This window comes from Aliiglaciecola lipolytica (assembly GCF_018860635.1).
Classification (GTDB): Bacteria; Pseudomonadota; Gammaproteobacteria; order Enterobacterales; family Alteromonadaceae; genus Aliiglaciecola; species Aliiglaciecola lipolytica_A.
In genome coordinates, this window is the sequence record NZ_JAHKPT010000009.1 from 93,330 (window position 1) to 113,843 (window position 20,514).

Sequence of the window (20,514 nt, forward strand, 5' to 3'; positions counted from 1 at the left end):
TTTTTCAATTTGTTTTACTATTTGCAACAACTTGCGCGTTATATTCCACTGAATTGAAATACTTATCTTTACCAGGGCACAGTAAGTTAGTAGTAACACCCACAAATACCGTCAAAATCAGCATAATGTAAGAGTTAGGAATATCTGCCATTCCTAGCACCTGTGGCAGGTTGGTAAAAGACCAGACGGTATTAACGCACCACACACAAGCTAATGTAATTGCCGCACCTATGCTTGAACGCTTCCAAAATAAGCCGCTTACGATCAACCACAATACCGGCATTAACCACGCAAGAACCCAACCAACAGACGCCAATATTTGCGGTAAGAACGAGCCCACCATAATGGCAATAATGGATAACACAACAATTACGATTCGTGTCACCTTGGCGATTTCTTTTTCTGTCGCGTCTTGACGGTAAAATCGACGATAAATATCGTTACTAAAAATGGTAGCTGGTGCCAAGGCAGTCATCGCAAAAGACGAAAGTATTGCCGCCATAAATGAACCCAGTAATAGAATCACCAACCAACCAGGAAGCATATTAACCAACATGGTCGTGGCCGCTGTCTTCGGACCCAAGGCTGCAAATTCTGGAATTGATTTAGCCGTTAGGCCTATCACGCAAATGAAAACCCCAAACATGCCGTTAATAGGCGCAGCAATCCAAAGTGCTTTAACGATGGTTTTTTCATCTTTTGCACTCATGCAAACTTGCAATAGGGGCTGATTGGCCGGTTGGCTAAATACCAACGCAACAACCAAACCAAACGCGAATGTCCATAATAAATGTGGATTTCCAAACACCGACAAGGCTTCTTCGTTACCGCTGCTGACATAAAAATCGGCAACCGAACTAAAATCGTTGTTTGGAAGTTGGAAGGCAATAAATAAGGTAGCCAGAATAACAGCTATATACATGAGGATGGCGTTTACCACATTTATCCAACCCACCTCTTTTATACCCGCTAACACCACGTAGAGTATCCCTAATACTCCACCAGCGATTGCGCTGTATTGCACATTCCACCCAGTCATAGCCGAGAGCAAAATCGCCAGACCTTGGGTTTCTAAGGTTAATACGCCAAAAATGGAGCCAGCCATCACGCAGCCCACCACCACTCGAATCCCTGGGTTATACAAATCTTCGAGCAATTGAGGTACAGAATTCACCCCAGTGCGACGCATCCACAGGCCGGTACTCAAACAAACTATCACCAACAAAATGACGTGTGCTATTGAGAACCACAACGAGGTCGCTCCCATATCCCATGACAGTTCGAAAATGCCCATAATATGCGGCGTACCTAGCACAGTAAGAGCCAAAGTGGCGGCAATCACAGTGACGCCTAACTGGCGTCCGCCATGAGTAAACTCGGCATCATGGGCAACAGTGCTCTTTTTAGATTGCCTTGATACGTAATAACCGACTCCACCAATTAGAATCAGTTCATAAGCAAGCACACAGATAATTAGGGTTATATTCACGGATTTACTCTCCTAAATGCGCGACAGGATCGCTGTGACAAAGCGCAGAGTCACTACTTGCAGTAGGTTTGATAGTTTGTGTCGGTTTAGTGTTTTTGGGCGGATAAATAACAGCACTAACAGAACCAATTCCAATGCGTAATCCATTTTCTGATTCGCAATAACCGGAAATTTCAATCTCATCCCCATCTTCAAGAAAAAAACGTTTCTCACCGCTGGGTAAATGGATTGGATGTTGCCCGCCTTGGGTTATTTCAAGTAAAGAGCCGGCCTCACTTTCGGTGGGCCCAGATTGCGTTCCCGACCCAAGAAGATCACCAGAATTAAGGTTGCAACCAGTCTGCGTATGATGGGTTATCATCTGCGCTATAGTCCAAAATGCATGTTTAAACGTGGTTTGACTTAACTTGAATGCTGGAATTCCTTGATGTCGCATTTGTTCGGTTCTAATGTGACATGTCATTTGAATATCGAATCCCCCTAAAAGGCTATTCTCATTGCTTTGTAAATTTACAACTTCAGGCCTATCTTGGTAATTCGTTGGCGGCACTCTAAATGGTGCCAAGGCTTCAGCGGTAATAATCCAAGGCGAAATACTGCTTATAAAATTCTTCGACAAAAACGGACCTAAAGGCTGATATTCCCAAGCTTGAATATCCCGCGCTGACCAATCATTTAGCATACTAACGCCAAAGAAGTGAGCATCGGCCTGCTGAATGCAAACCGGCTCAAAGGACTCCGTAGATTGACCGATGAAAATTCCCAGTTCAACTTCATAGTCGAGTTTCGCAGTGGCTGTTAATTCTGGTTGTTGAGTATCGGCATTTAAGGTTTGCCCGATGGGACGAAAAACCGGTATACCAGAAGGGTGAATACTTGATGCTCTGCCATGATAACCAATGGGCAGCCACTTATAATTTGGAAGCAAAGGGTTATTTGGTCTAAATAATTTCCCTACCGAAGTCGCATGATGAATTGACGTATAAAAGTCAGTGTAGTCACTGATTTGACAAGGCAGACAAAAACTTACGTCAGCGCTTGGAATTAACGCCTTCCTAACGGCCATTTCATGCTGAGACCCATCCGTTAAGGCATTAGATAACGCTTGTCGAAACGCCACAGAGAAATCTTTCCCTAAAGACATAAAACGTTGCAAACAGGTTTCCCTTAGCGCTTCGAGTCCAATTTGCGCTTTACCACTGAAAATCCGCTGCAATCCGAGGGTGTGAAGGTTAATCACAAAGTCACCAATAGCGACGCCACAGCGTGGTATCTGTTCGGCGTCAATAAAGACCCCAAACGGCAAATTTTGAATTGGGAAACTCGGGTGCCCGTTGGCACTTTTCAGCCAACTTATTAGTGACGGATTATGAGTTTCATCTACAAAAGGATTGTGTTGCGCGAGTTTAATATCTGATTCCACGTTTCATCATCTCCGTGCCGATAACAGCGGCTTTCTTTTTTAATTTACTGATTAACGACGGCTCTAGTTTTTGGCTAAAGCGAGAAGACGGTGTTAACACCACAATGGCAGCAATTGGCTGACGGATACTATTAAAGATTGGCACCGCCACTGCACATATTCCTAAATGCAACTCTTCCTCATCTGTGGCATACCCTTGTTTGTTGTAATCAATCAGGCGTTGGCGTAATTGTTGTTTATCCGTAATGGTATTGGGTGTTATTTTCTCAAGCTCCCCCTTCAACAACATATCTACCCGCTCGTCGTGAATGTATGAAAGTATTGCTTTGGCACCGGCTGCGGTGTGTAATGGCAGGACTTCGCCCGGTGGAAGCACCACTTTTAACGGCAGGTTAGAAGGAGCGGAGTAAGTAGGTACAGTAGAGTTACCTAACCATATTTCCAAAGTAACCGTTTCTTGTAATGAGTCTCTAAGCTCGTCTATATGAGGTCTTGCTAAATGCAGAATTTCATCAAAATTGACATCTGCCATGGTCATTGCAAGCTGATAGATAGCCGGTCCTAGCCAATATTTGCCTGTTTCTTTGTTTTTATATACAAATTCATGCTCGGCCAACTTCATTAACAACCGAGACACGGTTGCTTTATGAATGTCCAATTTCCTGCCTAGACTCGTAGTGCCAACTTCTTGATTTTCTTTGGCCAGTTCGATGAGAATACGAATGGCTTTGTCTACGGTAGACGATGAGTCACATTCTTTCATAGCGCCCCCTAATATTGGTTAAACAGATATTACTGCCGACGCTAAATTCCGCAATAAAGGTGTCTCACTATTTGAGACAAAAAGTTTATATAGTGTATTTAATTTGTGAACACTTTGTAAGAAGGGAGGTTTGAAAATTAATCATTAACAGCAAAAAGCCCATAGCAGGGTGCATTCTGCTACAGGCAAAAAACAGCGTATTACTCGGGTGAACCGACCTGAGAGCGCAGGATACCGATACCTTCAACTTCCAGTTCAATGTTATCTCCCGGTTCTATCCATCGCTCAAGTTCGTCACCACAACCAAAGGCGATGGTACCAGAACCAATAAAGTCCCCCGGATAGAGTGTCTCAGACTTTGATACATGCTCTATGATTTGGGCAAAGCTCCAATACATGTCAGATGTATTGCCCGACGACCAAGTTTCTCCATTTATTCGTGCTTCCATTTTCAGGTTTGCAGGATCAATTTCATCGGGTGTAACCAGACAAGGTCCCATTACGTTCCCCATATCCATATCTTTTCCCTTCGCAGGCCCTAAAAGCATAGTGATTTCCTGCTGAAGAACGTCTCTTGCACTAATATCATTAAATATGGTGTAACCGGCAATATAAGACGCTGCATCTTCAGCACTTATATTGCGTCCCGTTTTGCCTATATAAATACCGAATTCCAATTCAAAATCGAGCTTTTTAGTATACTTTGGCCATGGGATGATGCTGTTATTACCGCAAACCGTGCTTGTATTACCTTTGTAATAAAGCGGCTGTTGATACCAAAGCTCTGGAATCGGTTTACCCGTTCGTTTTTCAAAATTCTTGGCGTGGGTTTCGAAGCTGATAGTATCGCGTATGGAATTTGGACGTAACACAGGGGCGAGCAAAGTAACATGCGACATCAAAAATTGTAAAGGCTGGTTGTCAGGTCCAAACATGGGTTGATTATTTGTGTAGCGAGATTTAACAAAATTCAATCCTTTTTTCGCCTCTTCCATGCTGTAGCTGCCGCCTTGTAACAGCAACAACATATCAGCGGGAACAATTGCATCGGCTATTTGCTGACAACGTTCAGTATCAGTGTGCTGTTTCAAATAAAATGCGTAAGCGAAATTAAGATCGACAACATACTCGTGCAATTGCGCACCTATACGGTTGATCGGTCCAAAGGGAGAGTCGACAGAAAAAGAAATAAGTTTCATAGGTGTAATCCTTGCCAAATAATATTTGTCGTTAATAAAAACGAGTTTTAGTTTCGATAAGCTGGGTTAATTGTTTGCAATGAAAAGCTTTAGTTGACGCAGCAAACGTTCGTTATTTATTGCCACTTTTTTGTCACCGCGCCCGTCGTGATACTGATACCACCCCTCACCGGATTTTAATCCTAATTCCCCACGCTCAACTTTATCGATAAGTTGTTGCGAGGGTAAATCGGCTTTGCTTAACGTTGGGAAAATGTTGGCTGATGCCCTAGCTGCGGTATCTAAGCCAATCATATCCTCGGCTTCCATTGGTCCAAGGCACGCAAGCCTGAAACCATAACTGGCCTTTACAGCAGTATCTAAGTCTTCAGGTGAGACTACCCCTTGCTCCAACAAATAATCGATTTCCCGCTCCATAGCACCGGTTAGACGGTTAATGATAAATCCCGGAATTTCTTTTCTAACCAAAACCGGCTGTTTGCCAATTGATTTCATTAGTTCAAGGGTTAAATCAATAGTCTGTTGTGAGGTCTGCGCACATTTATGCACTTCTACTGCTGGAATAATATGTGCAGGATTAAAGTAATGCAGGCCAATCAAACGATGCTGCGTGGCCATTTTGGCGCCGACTTCAGACACAGTCATACTGCTGGTATTAGTGGCTAGAATAATATTTTCAGGTAACTTATCTAGGCGCTCGAACAATGATTGTTTAAGCTCAATAAGCTCAGGTAGCACCTCAATCACCACATCCGTCGATGAGAGATACTCAGCGACATCGGTGGTTGCTGTGTAGCTAATTCGCTGAAGTATATCTTCTCGGTTTTCGGTGATTAATTGATGTTTTTTAAACTGCTCTAAATTACGCGCGATGCCATTTTCACATCGCACTAAGGCTTCTTCCGAAATATCATATACATCGACTTGTAAACCGGCTTGCGCAAAACCTTGCGCAATTCCTTCACCCATTACGCCCGCGCCAATTACCGCGACGCGCTTAATTTGCTTTATTTGTTGAGAAACCATGACTAATCACCCGATTTTTGCATTTAATTTGTTAAACTTTCGTTAACAATAGTAAGGGTGATAAGTATTCATCAGCAAGATAGGCGTTTCACCATATGAGACAATCTGCAGTATATGCGCAAATAATGCCACAACAGGACTCACAGTTTACTTTCAAAGCGTTTCAACATGTGAAACACATACATTGACCGGAGAATCGACCATTCGTAACCTAGATTTAACAAATTTATTACATTGATCGTTTCACGAAAATGCATTGGCGCATTGAGGAGTACTTATGAGTAATGTTGTACAAAGACGTTTTAAAAGAAACCCACTGGCACTAGCGGTTTGTACGCTTTTGCTAAACCCCATGGTTGGTAATAGTCAGCTATTTGCACAAGAACAACCCAACATCGCTGAAGAAGAAGCGGTAGAACAAATTCTTGTTTATGCGCGTAAACGCGGTGAACAGGAAAAAGATGTTCCCGTTTCTCTCACCGCAATGACTGGTGATGAGTTGACCCAAGCTGGTGTTTCTGACATTACCAGTTTATTTGCACTGATGCCTGGTGTGGAAAATAATGCAGATGGCAGTCGTATCGCTAACAAGCCTGCCATTCGCGGTGTAGGCTCCACTGAAAACTCATCTATCAGAGCTAAGGTCACCACTTTTATTGACGGCATTCCCATTGTCGGTGCTCAAGGGATGAGTTCTTTTGCAGGTTTACAGCAAGTAGAAGTACTTCGTGGCCCACAAAGTTCCGCTTTTGGTCGCTCTACATTTGGTGGTGCGATTAATTATGTTACCCGCGATCCGGATCCTTCTGGTGATTTAGAGTTTGATGTTAGAGGCAGACTTGGAACAGATGAAACCCGAGATGTTAGCCTGTCATTAATTACCCCGTTAATAGAAGATAAGTTGGCCGTGGCAGTCACCTTAGAGTCAAATAACTATGGTGGTCCAAGTGAATGGGTAACCACATCGGGTGATCAATTAGGCGCGAGAAAAGACAGCCTAGGTTCTGTGAAACTAGTGTATACACCCACCGATAATATTAAAGCTGAATTGATGTACCTCAACCAAGAAATTGATGACGGTCACACGGCTGTATTGTTTGCTAACCTTGACCAACTTGAGCCCTACGCCCTTGATAGTGACGGTTTATGTGTCATCAATGGCGGCAGTAACGCCTGTGTGATAAACGGCGAAATCGATCATATAGAGCCTTATTTTGACTACAACTTTGATCACGCGGTTAACCCCGTCGTTAATCCTGGTACACGGGTTGATCGTGAACGGATTCAAGGCTCAGTTGAGATTGAGTTTGATAACGGCATGGCGTTAACAGTCTTAGGCGCTGTCACTGACGAAGTGGGTGATACCTCTTTTGATCGTGATGCCTACAATGATGTGACCACCATACATGTGGCCTCTTCACCAGAAAGCGATGAAACTTATGCTGAAGTGCGTTTGGCCTCATCAGACGAAGGTGATTTCAACTGGTTGGTCGGTGCTTCTTTATATGAGTACGACTATTTGAATACGGTATATGCGAATAAATCTACCGGTGCGGTGATGGACTTATATTCTGAAGGCGCAAGAAATATCGGCGTATTTTTCAACCTTGGTTATCAATTTACCGACCGTTTAACTGGCTCGATTGAAGGACGTTACCAATCTGATGAGATAGACAGTGTTTATCCAGAAAATGCAGCCAGAGGAGTTGACAGTGATATTCAATCCAGCAGCGATACTAAATCGTTCCAGCCTCGTATTGCCCTAAGTTATGAATTAGACAACAACAATAATGTTTATGCTCAGTTAGCTCGAGGTACTAACCCTGCAGGCTTCAATGCCAATGCCCTTGATCCAATTTTGCTGCAAACTGCCGCAGAAGAAGGCTTCGATTTAGATGCATTTCAAACCTATGAAGAAGAAGTGATTGTGAGTTATGAGCTAGGCGTAAAAGGGTATTTGCCAGACCACGACTTCCGCTATTCTTTAGCCCTCTACTATTTAGATTGGGAAGGCTACGTTCAGCCAGCTACAGCTAACTGGACTCCCTCTGATGGCGAGCTATCTGAAGGCACGACTGCAGATGATTACTACTCTCGATTATTTCTAAATACCGGAGATTTAAGTGGTGCGGGAATCGAATTTGAAGGTGAATGGCAACCAATCGACTATCTTGACATAGGTACTGCTATCTCTTACACCGGACTGGAATTTAAAGATGATGCATGTTCCCCCATTCCGTTAGATTATGGTGTTGCTGCAACTTCTACTGAGCCTTATAACTGTGCTGCAACTATTGGTGGCAATGCGCCGCCTATGTTATCGCGGTTCACTTGGTCTTTAAATGCTACCTACACGGTGGAACTAAACAGCGATTTAGTGTCTTATAGCCGAGTTGACTACCAATATCGTTCCAAACGTTATGTTGAGCAAATCAATACCGACTACTTACCTGCATATTCTATGGTTAATCTGCGCAGTGGTATTCGCGCCGATAACTGGTCAATCGAATTGTACGTCAATAATTTGTTTGATGAAGACTCTCCTGCAGGCGCAGTGCGCTTTTTTGATGGACGCATCTCAGGTATGTCTTACAACACTAGTGTTCGCTTACGTGAACCAAGAACCGCTGGAATTAATCTAGCCTACAGTTTCTTTTGATTAGTGCTTTAAGAGGTATTAAGTATTATGAATATAACTAAGTCTGTTTTGCACCTTATTGGTGTGTTGGTTTTAAGCGTTTGTATTAATGGTTGTGTTAAAACGGAAGCTGAAACTCAAATAGCGTCACAAACTAATGCTAAGCCGAATATTATTTTTATTCTGCTAGACGATTTAGGCTACGGTGATGTGGGTTATTTAGGGTCTGAGATTAAAACGCCTAATATAGACGCGTTGGCCAATCAAGGCGTGGTTATAAGTCATAGTTATGCTTATCCCATATGCAGCCCCACTCGGGCTGCTTTAATGACCGGAAAAAACCCTCTAGGGTTTGGCATTGATGGGCCAATGGAAAACGATGCTATGCTGCCTGAGAGCCTGACAACTATGCCTGAGATGTTTCGGGATGCAGGTTACCAAACCTGGATGGTAGGGAAATGGCATTTAGGCATGGCTAAGAAGTCTGCAATGCCCCACAACCGAGGATTTGATGATTTTTATGGTTTCCTAGGTGGTTTTGTTGATTTCTATACTCATGTGTATTTTGGTGGTCTTGATTGGCAACACAATGACACCTCACTGCGAGAAGAAGGACATGCCACTGATTTGTTAGCCCACAAGGCAATCGAAAAAATCCAAAATTATAACAACGATGCCCCCTTTTTCATGTATTTATCATTAAATGCACCACATACGCCTTTGCAATATGTGCCTGAGCCAATTTACGACTATAGCGCGATACCATCGGCTGACCGTCGTGTATTTGCTGACATGACATCTCATGTTGATCAGCGTATTGGTGAAGTACTTCAAGCACTTGAAGACAAAGGTATTGCCGACAACACCTTAGTGGTATTTATGAGTGATAATGGAGGTAACTTGGAAGCGGGAGCGAACAACGGCCAACTGTTAAAAGGCAAAGCTAGCGCCTACGAAGGCGGGGTTCGTGTACCTACCATTGTGCGCTGGCCAGCAGGTTTGAGTAAGAAGAATATTGCAGAATCACCACTTTTTACGCAAGACTGGCTGCCCACTTTACTAGACGCCGCGGACATCCAATATGATCCAGCTAATTTTGATGGTCAGAGTATGTTTACGCTGTTAAAAACAGGAACCACAGACAATACTCAAAGGACAGTTTTACTTGGTACGGCAAAATCAAAAGCCGTGTATCAGTGGCCGTTTAAACTGATAAAAGAAGGTACTGATACTTTGTTGTTTAATCTGCTAGAGGACGAATTTGAACAACATAATTTAGCCGCAATGCACCCAGATTTAGTAGCTGCCTTGTCAAAACAGTTAACCTCAAGAACAGCGCTCCCTTCAAAAGCGGCGAAAGGTCCTCCTCCAGAATCGCTTTTTTATGGACCTGACGGTAACTTTATCTACGATATACGTAAACCCGAAACCCGTGCTCCTTGGGTGGAAACAGCAGAATAATAATTAGCTAACAGGTGCAGTAATGAATTCAGAATACACTCAAGACGTCGCGTTTAATTCAGATTTTGGTGCATTACAAACACCTGTTCACATCACTACTGCAGCCCTACTATCGGGTTGGCCTGCACATAAATTTGCAGGCCATTTTCGGTATTTAGATTTAGCTTGCGGGAATGGACATACCTTAACGCTATTAGCGGATGCCTACCCCGAAGCTGAGTTTGTTGGGTTAGACATCAATCCCACACACATTGAACAAGGGCAAACACTCGCCCGCCAAGCAAATTTAAAAAATCTACAATTTTTCTGCAGCGATATAGCCGATGCTGGGCAATTAAACCTGAAGGAGTTTGATTATTGCACGGCCAGTGGCGTATTTTCGTGGCTCGATGAAAAACGCCAAACAGATTTATTCGATGTTGCGACCCGTGCACTTGTACAAGGAGGCTTATTCTTTTTAGATTACTGTGCCTTACCGGGTATTACTCAAAACGCGACTTTGTATGGCATGTTGCAACAACTCTCCACCGAGTATTCAGGATCTAGTGCTGAGAAGCTCAAAGGTGCGAGTCAGTTACTGGCTGAAGTCAGAGGAAATAACGGCCAATTCTTCCAACAAAATGGTCAAGCAAACGAGCGTTTTTCCCGATTGCTTGCAAATGCCCCAGAGGATGAAGCCCACGAAGTGCTCAACCTGCAACCTCGCAGCGTTTGGAGTCGCGACATTATTGCAAAAGCACAAAGTGTTGGGCTTGAGTTTGTCGGCAGTGCGGGCCTACATCATAATATAGCCGAATTTTCTGCACACTTGGGACTACCAGCTAATAGCGAACAGTTTTCAGTGGCAACACAGCAAATGTTGCAAGATATAGCTTGGAATATTGCACAACGTAAAGATATTTATTGTAAAGGGGCCAAACCTTCAACCTCGTCATTGTTACAAAGAATTGGAGAATGTCATTTTTATTTTGCGCCAGGCGCCCTTAGCGATAACATGATTGGCCACATTACGACTCAATTTCCAGCCGCCAACCTACTCACCCCGACTATTGTATCTTTGCTTAGAGATCATGCAGATTGCAGTACGATAAACGCGTTGATCAATAAATTATGTGAGCGTTACCAAGCGAAACTAGCCAGTCCTTTTTTAGAAGCTGAAAAGCTAGTGACTCAATTGCTGGCTACTCGGGTTATGTCATTGGCGAAACCAATTGCCCCATCTTCGCCACAAGGTACTTTATGTATGCCTTCTTTATTGAATCAAACCTTGCTAAAACAAGATATTCATCTTGAGCATGGAAGACCCCTTGCTTCGCCGTTGATTGGTACACGTTTGCTGTTACCTATCAAAGATAGATTGTATTTATGGGCGTTGGTATTCGGTGACGTTGGTGCGGCATGGGATAAATTAGGCGACTTGCAGAATGCGTTTCATGATGCAAATGGTCAACCGATAACGAAACAAACCTTTGCAGCAATTATTGCTCAAAGCCAACCCGCTTTTAATCAACGGGTTGTGCCCGAGCTGTTACGCTTGGGCATTCTTCAATACCGTTAATTGCAAGGTCTTTAATTGCAAGGCCTTTAATTGCAAGAGAAGCCACCATCGATATTAATCACTTCGCCAGTCACTAAGTTTGAAGCAGCGGATGCTAAAAACATAAAGATTCCATTAAAATCTTCAGGCTCTCCTAGGCGTCCTAACGGGATTCGACTTAGCACATCGGCGCGTTTGTCGGCAGCTTCTGGCTCAAACAACCAACTCGTTAATGCCGAGCGAAATACTGTAGGCGCGATGGCGTTAACACAAATATTATGTGGTCCAAGTTCCACGGCTAAAGAACGAGTAAGCATATTGACTGCAGCCTTAGATGTACCATAGGCTGACGTACCGGCAGCGGTAGCAAACTGAGCACGCACCGAGGAAACTAAGATGATTTTTCCGCCACGACCTTGCTCGATCATCACTTTACTGGCTTCCCTTGATACCAGCCAGCTTTGTTTTACATTGGCGTCCATGACTCTATCAAATTCTTCTGGGCTCATTTGTGCGATAGGTTTTACAACAGCCGTACCTGAGGCACAGACTAAAATATCGAGTGGATGTTTATGCGTTGCATGTTTGAGCATGCGCTCTACCACTTCTTCGTTTTCCGGTCTGCCCACAAAATAGGAAACCTCTACCCCGTAAGACTGAATTTCCTGTGCAAGGGCCGATAATGTCTCACTATTCGAGCCTGTTAATGTAATGTTTGCACCTGCTGCGGCCAACGCTTTTGCTGCTGCCGATCCTAACGCACCCGTAGCACCAACTACGAGGGCTGACTTGCCATCAAGGCTAAATAAAGATGCTGGTGAAGTTTGTTGCATAATTGTAACTCCCTTAAGTTTCAAACTGACAATAAATTGCCTCCAACCCAAGTATTCTGCAGTCTAAGCCTAAAAACCATTTAAATTTAAATAGTGTTTCAATAGTTAAGACAACCCTGTCGAAGCGTCCCTTTTCCCGTGCAATACTCTTTTCACACCTTGCAACTGTGGATAACAAAATGACCGTTAGAACAGAACCAAACACTGGCCTTCAATTTGTAGAGTTGAGCCACCCATGGCATCACAATCAACCCGTTTTGCCTGGACACGATGAACTTATTCTATACCGTTCAGTGAATCACGCGAAACATGGTGTGATGAGCCAGAAATTTAAAACGACTTTTCATACTTCAACACATGTTAATGCGCCTATTCATTTAGTCTCTGGTGCCAAAGGCATCGGCGAATTGCCGCTAGAAACATTCTGGGGTACAGGCGTCGTAATTTCTATACCCAAACAAAAATGGCAGCAAGTTAGCGCCGCTGATTTAGCTTCATTTGATCAATATATTAATGCCGGTGATATCGTTTTGATCAACACCGGATGGCATCACCTTTATGCTGATAGCCAAGCCTATTTTGGCCACTCTCCAGGCATCACAGAAGATGCAGCTCAATGGTTCGTGGATAAAAAAATCAAAATGTTGGGAGTAGACACTCCGCAAGTCGACCATCCTCTTGCTACCTCGTTAGGGTTGCACAGAAATGGCCCAACAATGAAACGACTAGCCCCAGAATATGAAGCTGAAACCGGCCGAAGTGCAAGTGAAGACTTTCCTGATTGGATACCAGCTCACAAATTATTGTTACAGAACGGCATTCCAACTATCGAGAATGTAGGCGGCGACCTTGACTCTGTCACCGGCAAACGCACTACCTTCCATGCCATGCCTTGGCGTTGGAATGAAGGAGATGCTTGCGTAATTCGATTAATGGCAATTTCAGATCCAAATGGGCAATACCGTATCGAACCCGGTACGAATCAGGAATAAGGAGAGCGTAATGTCACAAACAACACAAGGTTTACAGTTTTTTGATTTAAGTAATCGTTGGGGACATGGTATGCCTCAATGGCCATCTAGCCCTAAAGGTATTGCCATTAGCACCCAACAATTTCATGCCATGAATGGCTGCCAAGTACTTGAATGGGAAGGCATTATGCACCGCGGAACCCATATGGATGCACCTATTCATGTAACCGAAAACGCGCCACATTTAGATGACTTTGAGCCTTGGCGCTTTTTTGGCACCGGCGTAGTAGTGTCGATACCGAAAGGAAAATGGGGCGTTGTAACACCCGAAGATTTAGAGAAAGCCAGACCACAAATCCGCGAAAACGACATTGTGATAATCAATACTGGCAGCCACAAAAACTTGGGGGATAACGATGAATATTATCAATATTCCCCGGGACTTTATAAAGAAGGCGCTGAGTGGCTGGTTGAGCACAAAATAAAATTATTGGGCATTGATGTACAAGCCTTAGACCACCCTCTTGGGACTAAATTGGTAGATCATGGTCCTGGCCCTACTCACCACCACTTATTTAAAGAATACAAAGAAGAAACAGGTCGCGATGTGATGAAGGACTTCCCACATTGGGAACCATCTCATAAAGCACTACTTGCAGCGGGGATCCCCGGTATCGAAAACGTTGGTGGAGACATCGATAAAGTCACCGGAAAACGCTGTACTTTTATGGGCTTCCCATGGCGCTGGCCTGGTGGCGATGGCTGCGGTATTCGACTTGTGGCGATTATTGACCCAGAACAATCTTATGTGATCGATAAAGGAGACGATTATGCAAGTAACTAAATTGAAAGACGCCAAAACCTATGAAGCTAGACAACATTGGGATATGGCAGGTTTACGACTACAAGGCGCAGATGCCACCAATATCGACGCATTTAGCTGTTGTTTATCTTACTTCCTCCCCGGTGGCGGTGCGGAATGGGCTTCTTCTCCAAACGAGAAAGCTTATATCGTACTCGACGGCGAAGTGACTATTCTTACCAAGGAAAATGGAACTCAAAAAGAAACGGTTTTAGGTCCACTAGACTCTTGCGTCATTGAATTTAATGAAGAACGCGCAGTTGAAAATCGCAGTAATAAAGTTGTCACTATGCTTGTAGTGATATCCAACTAGGAGGATCAGATTATGATATCTGAAACGTTGAAAAATCCATTATCTTTGTTTGACGTGAGTAACAAATCAGCATTGATTACAGGTGCATCCGGGGCCTTTGGTCGCGCTGTGGCCATCACCTTAGCATCACTTGGCGCAAAGTTGACTTTAGTGGCTGGCAACAAACAAGAATTAGAAGCAGTTGCAGAGGAATGTCGCGGAGTGGGCGGCACTGTACAAACTCTAAATTTGCGTCCAGATACATTAGAAGACGCCAATGCGATGGTGAATGCAGCGGTAGAAGCCTATGGCGATATTGAATTGATGTTTATCGGTTCAGGTTACAACAAGGCAGGTTTTATTCACGAACAAGATTATGAAGATTGGCAAGCTGTTATGGATGCTAATGTGCGTGGTAACTGGTTCATGGCTAAAGCTTATGGCACCTATCGCATCAACAATAACTTAACTGGCGGTAAAGTAGTTATGGTGTCGTCTGTGCGCGGTCGCCACGGCAATATTTCAGGCTACACAGGTTATTGCACCAGTAAAGGTGCTACCGATATGTTGACCAAAGTACTCGCTACTGAGTGGGGACAACATGGTATCAATGTCAACTCAATTGCGCCTACGGTATTCCGCTCAAAACTCACCGCTTGGATGTTTGACGAAGACAATGAATTAGGACAAGCAACTAAGCAGCGTTCTTTGTCTCGTTTACCTTTGGGACGCCTCGGCGAACCAGAAGATTTAGTCGGTATGGCGTTGTATTTATTGTCACCTGCTTCAAATTTTTGTACAGGTCAGATTATGTACGTTGATGGCGGCTTTACAGCGGGGTAATGACAATGGCAGATCAACCTAAGGTCACCGTAATAGGTGCAGGCTTAATGGGACACGGTATTGCTCAGCGCTTTTTAGCTGCTGGTCACCCAGTCAATTTAGTTGACCCCAATTTGCAAGTGCTTGAGCAAGCTGAGCAGCAAATCAGTGACATTTTTACACTGCTTGAACAACCTTATGATAAGGGAGATCTTTTAAGCCTATACACAGAGATACAACCTGCGGTGGAAGACGCTGAGTTTGTCATTGAAGCAGGACCAGAAATACTAGATGTAAAAAGAGACATCTTTAGCCAACTAGCCCGCTTTAGCAGCCCAAAATGCATATTAGCGAGTAACACCTCGGCCATCCCGATTTCTGAGATAGCCAAAGGTATTTTGCATCCACAACGTATTGTGGGTGCCCATTTCTGGAATCCACCTCACTTAGTGAGATTGGTTGAAGTGGTGCAAGGGGATGAGACTAGCGTAACAACGGTGGAACAGACCATTGCATTACTTGATGCGGTAGGCATGAAATCAGTTCACGTTAAACGGGATATTCCAGGTTTTATTGGCAACCGTTTACAGCATGCAATGAAACGCGAAGCCATTGCGATGCTTGAAGCTGGGGTCTGCGATGCAGAAACCATTGATGACGTGGTGAAGTACGGATTTGGCCAACGCCTAGCGGTGCTCGGTCCACTGGAGCAATCTGATTTAGTGGGACTGGATCTCACCCTGCGTATTTTAACCACAATTTATCCATCACTAGATACCAGTTCATCACCGCAAGCCGCATTGGTTGAGCGAGTCGAAACTGGACAATTAGGCATGAAGACGGGTGGCGGTTTTCGCCAATGGACGCCTGAAGCCGCAGACGACGTGCGCACTCGCGTACGTGAACACTTAGTCGCGAAAGCGAAACAAACAACAACTAATTGAGCGAAAATCGCAACCTAAAGAGGACAACATAATGGCTATTAATCAATATTATCAAGTACCTAAATTGGAAGAATACAGCGAAAAGTTTAAGGACTTTTTCAAGTTCAAACGTGAAAATGGCATTCTCGAAGTGAAAATGCACACCAAAAACGGTCCAGTAAAGTGGAGTTATCAGTTCCACCACGCACTTGCTGAATTATGGACAGTCATAGGTCACGATAAAGAAAATGAAGTACTTATCCTCACCTCAACTGACGATAAGTGGATCAACGAATGGGATGTTGAGTCATTCAAAGAAGTTGAGCAATCACCAGATGACGACAAACGTTTTGATGTGCAAATCTACGACACTCTCAAAATTGTAGAGAACTTTATTAATGATCTAGAAATTCCCACAATAGCTGTAATTAACGGCAAAGGGATTCATTGGGAAATGTGTATGATGAGTGACATCACCCTTTGTACTCCTGATTTCGTGTTGCAGGATGACCACTACGGCATGGATAGCGGCCATGTACCTGGTGACGGTATGGGTCTTTGTCTACAGGAAATCTTAGGTGTGAAACGCGGTAACTATATGATGCTGACATGCGAAGCTATGGATGCTCAAACCTGTTTGGAGCTTGGCGCAGTAAACGAAGTAGTAGAGCGCGAGAACATTGTAGATCGTGCTTGGGAAATAGCCCGCAACATTATGACTAAAAGTCGTTCATGCCGCCGCCTGACCCATTACATTTGTGTTCGTCCATGGAAAGCCGTGGTTGAAAGAGACTTTAGAATCCATGTTTTATCTGAAATGTATTCATTTAATATGTCCAAGTCAGAGCACGATTTTGAATATATAAAATACGATGAAGAAAAATAGAGTGAGTAAATAACCACAGTGAAAAAAGATGCTTCGGCATCTTTTTTATTGTCGCTTCATTTTTCAGCTTGGCTCCTAATGATAGGCCGTTGCTAGAAAAGTAGAATGGCTAAAACCTGCACTTAGCACAACGTTGTTTACAGTGTTTTTTTGATGTTTATACCTAAACGTTTAGCAAGCCTAACTAAGTTCGCCCTATCTAGGTCAAGTGCGCGAGCAACCGCTGCCCAATTGTAATTGTGCAGTTTTAACTGTTCAGTGATTAAGTTGTACTGCAATGACTCAACGGTTTTTTTCAACGATTGATTGGCTGCATAATCGACAATGTTTTGCTCTGCAGTCGTCACATTTTGCTGTATCTGTGGCATTAAGTCACAATGTTCACGAGTAATCGTAACTATCGGGTTTTGCCACTGACTCTGCATTGCTTTTAATGCGCTGCGACTAATCACATGTTCCAGCTCCCGAACATTACCAGGCCAACCATATTGATTGAGTAGCAACTGTGCTTCAGTGCTTAGTTTAAGTTGTTTTATGCCTAATTTACGGGCTGTTTGCTCGATAAAATAACCGGCTAATAAAGTCACATCATGTTCGCGTTTTCGCAGTGGTGGCACTTTGATAGGATAGACACTCAGCCGATGATATAAATCAGCCCTGAAACGCCCTTGTGCCACTTCTTTTTTCAAATCCCGATTGGTCGCAGCCACTACCCTTACATCCACATACTTCAGGGTGTCTTCACCAACAGTTTGTATTTCACCGCTTTGCAAAACGCGAAGTAACTTACTTTGCATTGCCAAAGGAAGCTCGCCAATTTCGTCTAAGAATATGGTTCCACCATCGGCTAATTGAAACTTGCCTTGACGTGCGTTCTGCGCGCCGGTAAATGCCCCTTTAGCATGTCCAAAGAACTCACTTTCCGCAAGATTTTCTGGTAATGAAGCACAGTTGAGATGAATAAGAGGTTGATCGTTTCGCGCAGAATGCAAGTGGATATTACGTGCAACTAATTCTTTTCCAACGCCTGTTTCACCTAAAATAAGTACACTAAAATTAGACCCAGCGACCAATTGAATATCATTTTTAAGGGTTTGTATTGCCGGACTTTGACCAATAATTTCGCCACCATCACGGGTTAACGCTTCGCGGTTGAGCTCTTGTACCAGAGCAGTAGACTGTTGCGCATGATGTTTGTATTGCGCAAGCTGCAAGGCAATTTTGAAGTGGGCGCTACAAAGTGCTTGTAACTTATTTAAGGTTTCACTGCTGATATTATTAAAGGCGCTGGCATTCAAACTATCAAATGTAAGCACCCCCAATAACAAATCCCCATCTAATAATGGTAAACCTAAACAGGCATGAACTGGAATATCTCCCTCTTTTGCTAAAAGTAAACCGTCATATGGATCAGGTAAGGGACAATCGTGAGCAAACTGCAAAGCCTGTTTAGCACTGCATATGGCTTCTAATCTAGGGTGTTCTGATATGTTAAAGCGCCGTCCCAAACTGTCTGGCATCAAACCTTTGATAGCAAGCGGTTTTAGTTGCTCACCTTGGAACTGTAACAACGCGCTAGCATCACAGGGAACAACTTGTTGAACGGTGTTGAGTAACAGATCATAAACTTTCTGGTGCAAAGTTGCTTGTGCCAGTTGCAATGCTACCTTTGAAAAATCAACTTGCCCTACCATGTCAAAAAGACCTATTCGAGTTATATAAACACGTTAAACAATAGGTCATTTCGACTCTAAATGTAAAGCACAAATACCTAACCAATTGAATTTTATCAATAAAATTTATTGGCACGAAACCTGTAAAGTCATTATTGAAGTAAGTGTAATCAATACCTGCAATATTCCAACCAAGGTAAGTGTTTAATAGGAAGTTATGAACACAGTAAATAGACAATTAACCTTTGATACACAGTTTAAATCATTATTGCTAGGCGCTAATTTAGTACTGATTATTAGTGTTATTTTAATCGTTCTGAGTATTTTAATTAGTTACCCCTTTGCCGAGCATTTTTCAATGTTGACGCAAACATTTTCCCACATTAGTACGATTATTATGGCTGCCATTTTGAAAGTTGGCTACGTCGTTCGCTGTATAGCACAGCACGGCTTAGGTCAGGAGGTACGTTAATGCGCCCTATCAATTTACAGGAGCCAGAAACACCGAAAAAAGGTATTCTAGCGTTTTCCAAAAGTCCTGTTTGGATGCTTGCCTTTAGACCATTCTTTTTGATGGGAGCGATGCTCGCACTGGTATCTGTGGGTTATTGGCTGCTGATTTTAACTGGATACACTGCGTGGCAATTAACAATTCCCGCAACGCTTTGGCACGCTCACGAAATGTTATTTGGTTTCGCTGGGGTAGTCGCGGTAGGATTTTTACTGACAGCAGCACAAACTTGGACAGGAGTTCCAAGTATCAGTGGAACGCCTTTAATCTGGCTCACCTTTATATGGTTAGCTGCGCGATTTTGTTTTTTTATCCTTGTACCAGACTTTGCCAACCTGAATTTATATTTAGTCATGATACTGCAGTTAATTTGGTGGTTAGGCGCGATAGCGACTCTGGCTAACATGTTGTTCAAAGTAAAAAATAAAAATAACTATCCCTTGTTAGCCGTTTTGGTTGTGCTTTGCGCATTAAACACCTTCTATTTGGCGTTAATATTGAACCATGATGTGCAGTATGCTTTGGCCACCGTCGATACTGCGGTATTAATTATGACCTTGTTAATTGGCATTGTTGCTGGCCGAGTTATCCCCTTTTTTACCGCCAAAGGATTGCAGCTCGCCAAGCAAGTAAGCACGCCTAAAATCGATATCGCGCTTTTGTATTCTTCAATACTTGCCATTGCTTTATTTTTTATCAGTAAGTTATTTCTTAACGATATTAATCCAGCTTTAGGATTCACCTTGGTTGCCGTGCTGCATCTGATTCGATCGTATTTTTGGTGGAATAAAGGTGTGTTAAACGTGCCTTTATTATGGTCGTTACACATTTCTTACTTCACATTGAGTGTGGGATTATTTTTAGTCGCTTTAAGTTTAAGTAGCGAGCTAATTGAGTTCCAAGATGCGCTGCACCTTATCACCATCGGTACTATTGGAATGATGATTTTAGCCATGATGACCCGTGTATCCCACGGTCATACAGGAAGACCCTTAGTGATCCCACATTTTATGGCAGTCGCATTTGCGCTCGTGATGGTCGCAGGAATTATTCGCTCGCTTTTTCCCCTATTTATTGAGTCATACCTTGCGTGGCAATTGAGTGCTGTGTTGTGGTTAGTGGCCTTTTTATTATTTTTGATTCATTGCATACCGATTTTAACTCGGCCTCGCATTGATGGTCGTCGTGGATAATAGTCACAACAC

General features: G+C 43.4%; 18 protein-coding genes. 11 read left to right on the forward strand and 7 right to left on the reverse strand.

Annotated elements, in window-relative coordinates:
• Positions 1-4 precede the first annotated feature (4 nt).
• The 5 genes from KO530_RS04120 to KO530_RS04140 all read right to left on the reverse strand — a co-directional run bounded on the left by KO530_RS04120 (position 5) and on the right by KO530_RS04140 (position 5,900).
• Positions 5-1,489 carry a sodium:solute symporter family protein gene (locus KO530_RS04120; protein ID WP_216047132.1) on the reverse strand — a complete coding sequence of 495 codons (1,485 nt, stop codon included), beginning with the start codon at positions 1,487-1,489 and terminating at the stop codon, positions 5-7.
• Positions 1,490-1,493: 4 nt separating this feature from the next.
• Entirely contained in the window at positions 1,494-2,912 is a 1,419-nt protein-coding gene (fahA, locus tag KO530_RS04125; RefSeq protein ID WP_354667860.1) for a fumarylacetoacetase, read from the reverse strand.
• Positions 2,896-3,675, reverse strand: a complete 780-nt coding sequence (locus KO530_RS04130; RefSeq protein WP_216047133.1) for an IclR family transcriptional regulator — start codon at positions 3,673-3,675, stop codon at positions 2,896-2,898. Before KO530_RS04130 ends, fahA begins: the two co-directional genes overlap by 17 nt.
• Positions 3,676-3,875: 200 nt before the next feature.
• Positions 3,876-4,874 carry a fumarylacetoacetate hydrolase family protein gene (locus tag KO530_RS04135; protein ID WP_216047134.1) on the reverse strand — a complete coding sequence of 333 codons (999 nt, stop codon included), beginning with the start codon at positions 4,872-4,874 and terminating at the stop codon, positions 3,876-3,878.
• 66 nt (positions 4,875-4,940) lie between these two features.
• A complete protein-coding gene (locus KO530_RS04140; RefSeq protein ID WP_216047135.1) occupies positions 4,941-5,900 on the reverse strand; it encodes a 3-hydroxyacyl-CoA dehydrogenase family protein in 960 nt (319 codons plus the stop codon).
• 277 nt (positions 5,901-6,177) lie between these two features.
• On the opposite strand from KO530_RS04140, the gene KO530_RS04145 reads away from it, so the two are divergent.
• Genes KO530_RS04145 through KO530_RS04155 form a run of 3 tightly spaced genes read left to right on the forward strand, consistent with a single transcriptional unit; the run spans position 6,178 to position 11,557 of the window.
• Positions 6,178-8,559 carry a TonB-dependent receptor gene (locus tag KO530_RS04145; RefSeq protein WP_216047136.1) on the forward strand — a complete coding sequence of 794 codons (2,382 nt, stop codon included), beginning with the start codon at positions 6,178-6,180 and terminating at the stop codon, positions 8,557-8,559.
• Between the two features lie 27 nt (positions 8,560-8,586).
• Entirely contained in the window at positions 8,587-9,999 is a 1,413-nt protein-coding gene (locus KO530_RS04150; protein ID WP_216047137.1) for an arylsulfatase B, read from the forward strand.
• Between the two features lie 22 nt (positions 10,000-10,021).
• Positions 10,022-11,557, forward strand: a complete 1,536-nt coding sequence (locus KO530_RS04155; protein ID WP_216047138.1) for a class I SAM-dependent methyltransferase — start codon at positions 10,022-10,024, stop codon at positions 11,555-11,557.
• A 26-nt stretch (positions 11,558-11,583) separates the two neighbouring features.
• Here the strand turns inward: KO530_RS04155 and KO530_RS04160 are convergent, their stop codons facing one another.
• Positions 11,584-12,369, reverse strand: coding sequence for an SDR family NAD(P)-dependent oxidoreductase (locus tag KO530_RS04160; RefSeq protein ID WP_216047139.1), 786 nt, complete (start codon positions 12,367-12,369; stop codon positions 11,584-11,586).
• 179 nt (positions 12,370-12,548) lie between these two features.
• On the opposite strand from KO530_RS04160, the gene KO530_RS04165 reads away from it, so the two are divergent.
• The 6 genes from KO530_RS04165 to KO530_RS04190 are packed head-to-tail and all read left to right on the forward strand — an operon-like array spanning position 12,549 to position 17,125.
• On the forward strand, positions 12,549-13,361 hold the full coding sequence (locus KO530_RS04165; protein ID WP_216047140.1) for a cyclase family protein: 813 nt from the start codon (positions 12,549-12,551) through the stop codon (positions 13,359-13,361).
• A 10-nt stretch (positions 13,362-13,371) separates the two neighbouring features.
• The gene (locus KO530_RS04170; protein WP_216047141.1) at positions 13,372-14,184 is read left to right on the forward strand and encodes a cyclase family protein; all 813 of its coding nucleotides are present in this window, start codon (positions 13,372-13,374) and stop codon (positions 14,182-14,184) included.
• Positions 14,171-14,515: a cupin domain-containing protein gene (locus KO530_RS04175; RefSeq protein WP_216047142.1), complete on the forward strand. Its 345-nt coding sequence runs from the start codon at positions 14,171-14,173 to the stop codon at positions 14,513-14,515. Before KO530_RS04170 ends, KO530_RS04175 begins: the two co-directional genes overlap by 14 nt.
• Positions 14,516-14,527: 12 nt before the next feature.
• Positions 14,528-15,337 (forward strand): SDR family NAD(P)-dependent oxidoreductase, encoded by an 810-nt coding sequence (locus KO530_RS04180; RefSeq protein WP_216047143.1) that lies wholly within the window; start codon positions 14,528-14,530, stop codon positions 15,335-15,337.
• A 5-nt stretch (positions 15,338-15,342) separates the two neighbouring features.
• Positions 15,343-16,260: a 3-hydroxyacyl-CoA dehydrogenase family protein gene (locus tag KO530_RS04185; protein ID WP_252728823.1), complete on the forward strand. Its 918-nt coding sequence runs from the start codon at positions 15,343-15,345 to the stop codon at positions 16,258-16,260.
• A 31-nt stretch (positions 16,261-16,291) separates the two neighbouring features.
• Positions 16,292-17,125, forward strand: a complete 834-nt coding sequence (locus KO530_RS04190) for an enoyl-CoA hydratase/isomerase family protein (protein ID WP_216047145.1) — start codon at positions 16,292-16,294, stop codon at positions 17,123-17,125.
• A gap of 137 nt (positions 17,126-17,262) precedes the next feature.
• Here KO530_RS04190 and norR read toward each other — a convergent pair whose 3' ends face one another.
• Positions 17,263-18,819 carry a nitric oxide reductase transcriptional regulator NorR gene (gene norR / locus KO530_RS04195; protein WP_216047146.1) on the reverse strand — a complete coding sequence of 519 codons (1,557 nt, stop codon included), beginning with the start codon at positions 18,817-18,819 and terminating at the stop codon, positions 17,263-17,265.
• Positions 18,820-19,015: 196 nt separating this feature from the next.
• Between norR and KO530_RS04200 the strand changes: the two genes are divergently transcribed.
• Both KO530_RS04200 and KO530_RS04205 read left to right on the forward strand, forming a co-directional pair.
• Entirely contained in the window at positions 19,016-19,270 is a 255-nt protein-coding gene (locus KO530_RS04200) for a hypothetical protein (protein WP_216047147.1), read from the forward strand.
• Complete coding sequence (locus KO530_RS04205) at positions 19,270-20,502, forward strand: NnrS family protein (protein ID WP_216047148.1); 1,233 nt, start codon at positions 19,270-19,272, stop codon at positions 20,500-20,502. Before KO530_RS04200 ends, KO530_RS04205 begins: the two co-directional genes overlap by 1 nt.
• The last annotated feature ends 12 nt before the right edge of the window (positions 20,503-20,514 follow it).

Bases quoted from the DNA above. Each gene is read 5' to 3' on its own strand.
- KO530_RS04130 (WP_216047133.1), bottom strand. From the start codon at position 3,675: ATGAAAGAATGTGACTCATCGTCTACCGTAGACAAAGCCATTCGTATT.
- KO530_RS04135 (WP_216047134.1), bottom strand. From the start codon at position 4,874: ATGAAACTTATTTCTTTTTCTGTCGACTCTCCCTTTGGACCGATCAAC.
- KO530_RS04140 (WP_216047135.1), bottom strand. From the start codon at position 5,900: ATGGTTTCTCAACAAATAAAGCAAATTAAGCGCGTCGCGGTAATTGGC.
- KO530_RS04145 (WP_216047136.1), top strand. From the start codon at position 6,178: ATGAGTAATGTTGTACAAAGACGTTTTAAAAGAAACCCACTGGCACTA.
- KO530_RS04150 (WP_216047137.1), top strand. From the start codon at position 8,587: ATGAATATAACTAAGTCTGTTTTGCACCTTATTGGTGTGTTGGTTTTA.
- KO530_RS04155 (WP_216047138.1), top strand. From the start codon at position 10,022: ATGAATTCAGAATACACTCAAGACGTCGCGTTTAATTCAGATTTTGGT.
- KO530_RS04160 (WP_216047139.1), bottom strand. From the start codon at position 12,369: ATGCAACAAACTTCACCAGCATCTTTATTTAGCCTTGATGGCAAGTCA.
- KO530_RS04165 (WP_216047140.1), top strand. From the start codon at position 12,549: ATGACCGTTAGAACAGAACCAAACACTGGCCTTCAATTTGTAGAGTTG.
- KO530_RS04170 (WP_216047141.1), top strand. From the start codon at position 13,372: ATGTCACAAACAACACAAGGTTTACAGTTTTTTGATTTAAGTAATCGT.
- KO530_RS04175 (WP_216047142.1), top strand. From the start codon at position 14,171: ATGCAAGTAACTAAATTGAAAGACGCCAAAACCTATGAAGCTAGACAA.
- KO530_RS04180 (WP_216047143.1), top strand. From the start codon at position 14,528: ATGATATCTGAAACGTTGAAAAATCCATTATCTTTGTTTGACGTGAGT.
- KO530_RS04185 (WP_252728823.1), top strand. From the start codon at position 15,343: ATGGCAGATCAACCTAAGGTCACCGTAATAGGTGCAGGCTTAATGGGA.
- KO530_RS04190 (WP_216047145.1), top strand. From the start codon at position 16,292: ATGGCTATTAATCAATATTATCAAGTACCTAAATTGGAAGAATACAGC.
- norR (WP_216047146.1), bottom strand. From the start codon at position 18,819: ATGGTAGGGCAAGTTGATTTTTCAAAGGTAGCATTGCAACTGGCACAA.
- KO530_RS04200 (WP_216047147.1), top strand. From the start codon at position 19,016: ATGAACACAGTAAATAGACAATTAACCTTTGATACACAGTTTAAATCA.
- KO530_RS04205 (WP_216047148.1), top strand. From the start codon at position 19,270: ATGCGCCCTATCAATTTACAGGAGCCAGAAACACCGAAAAAAGGTATT.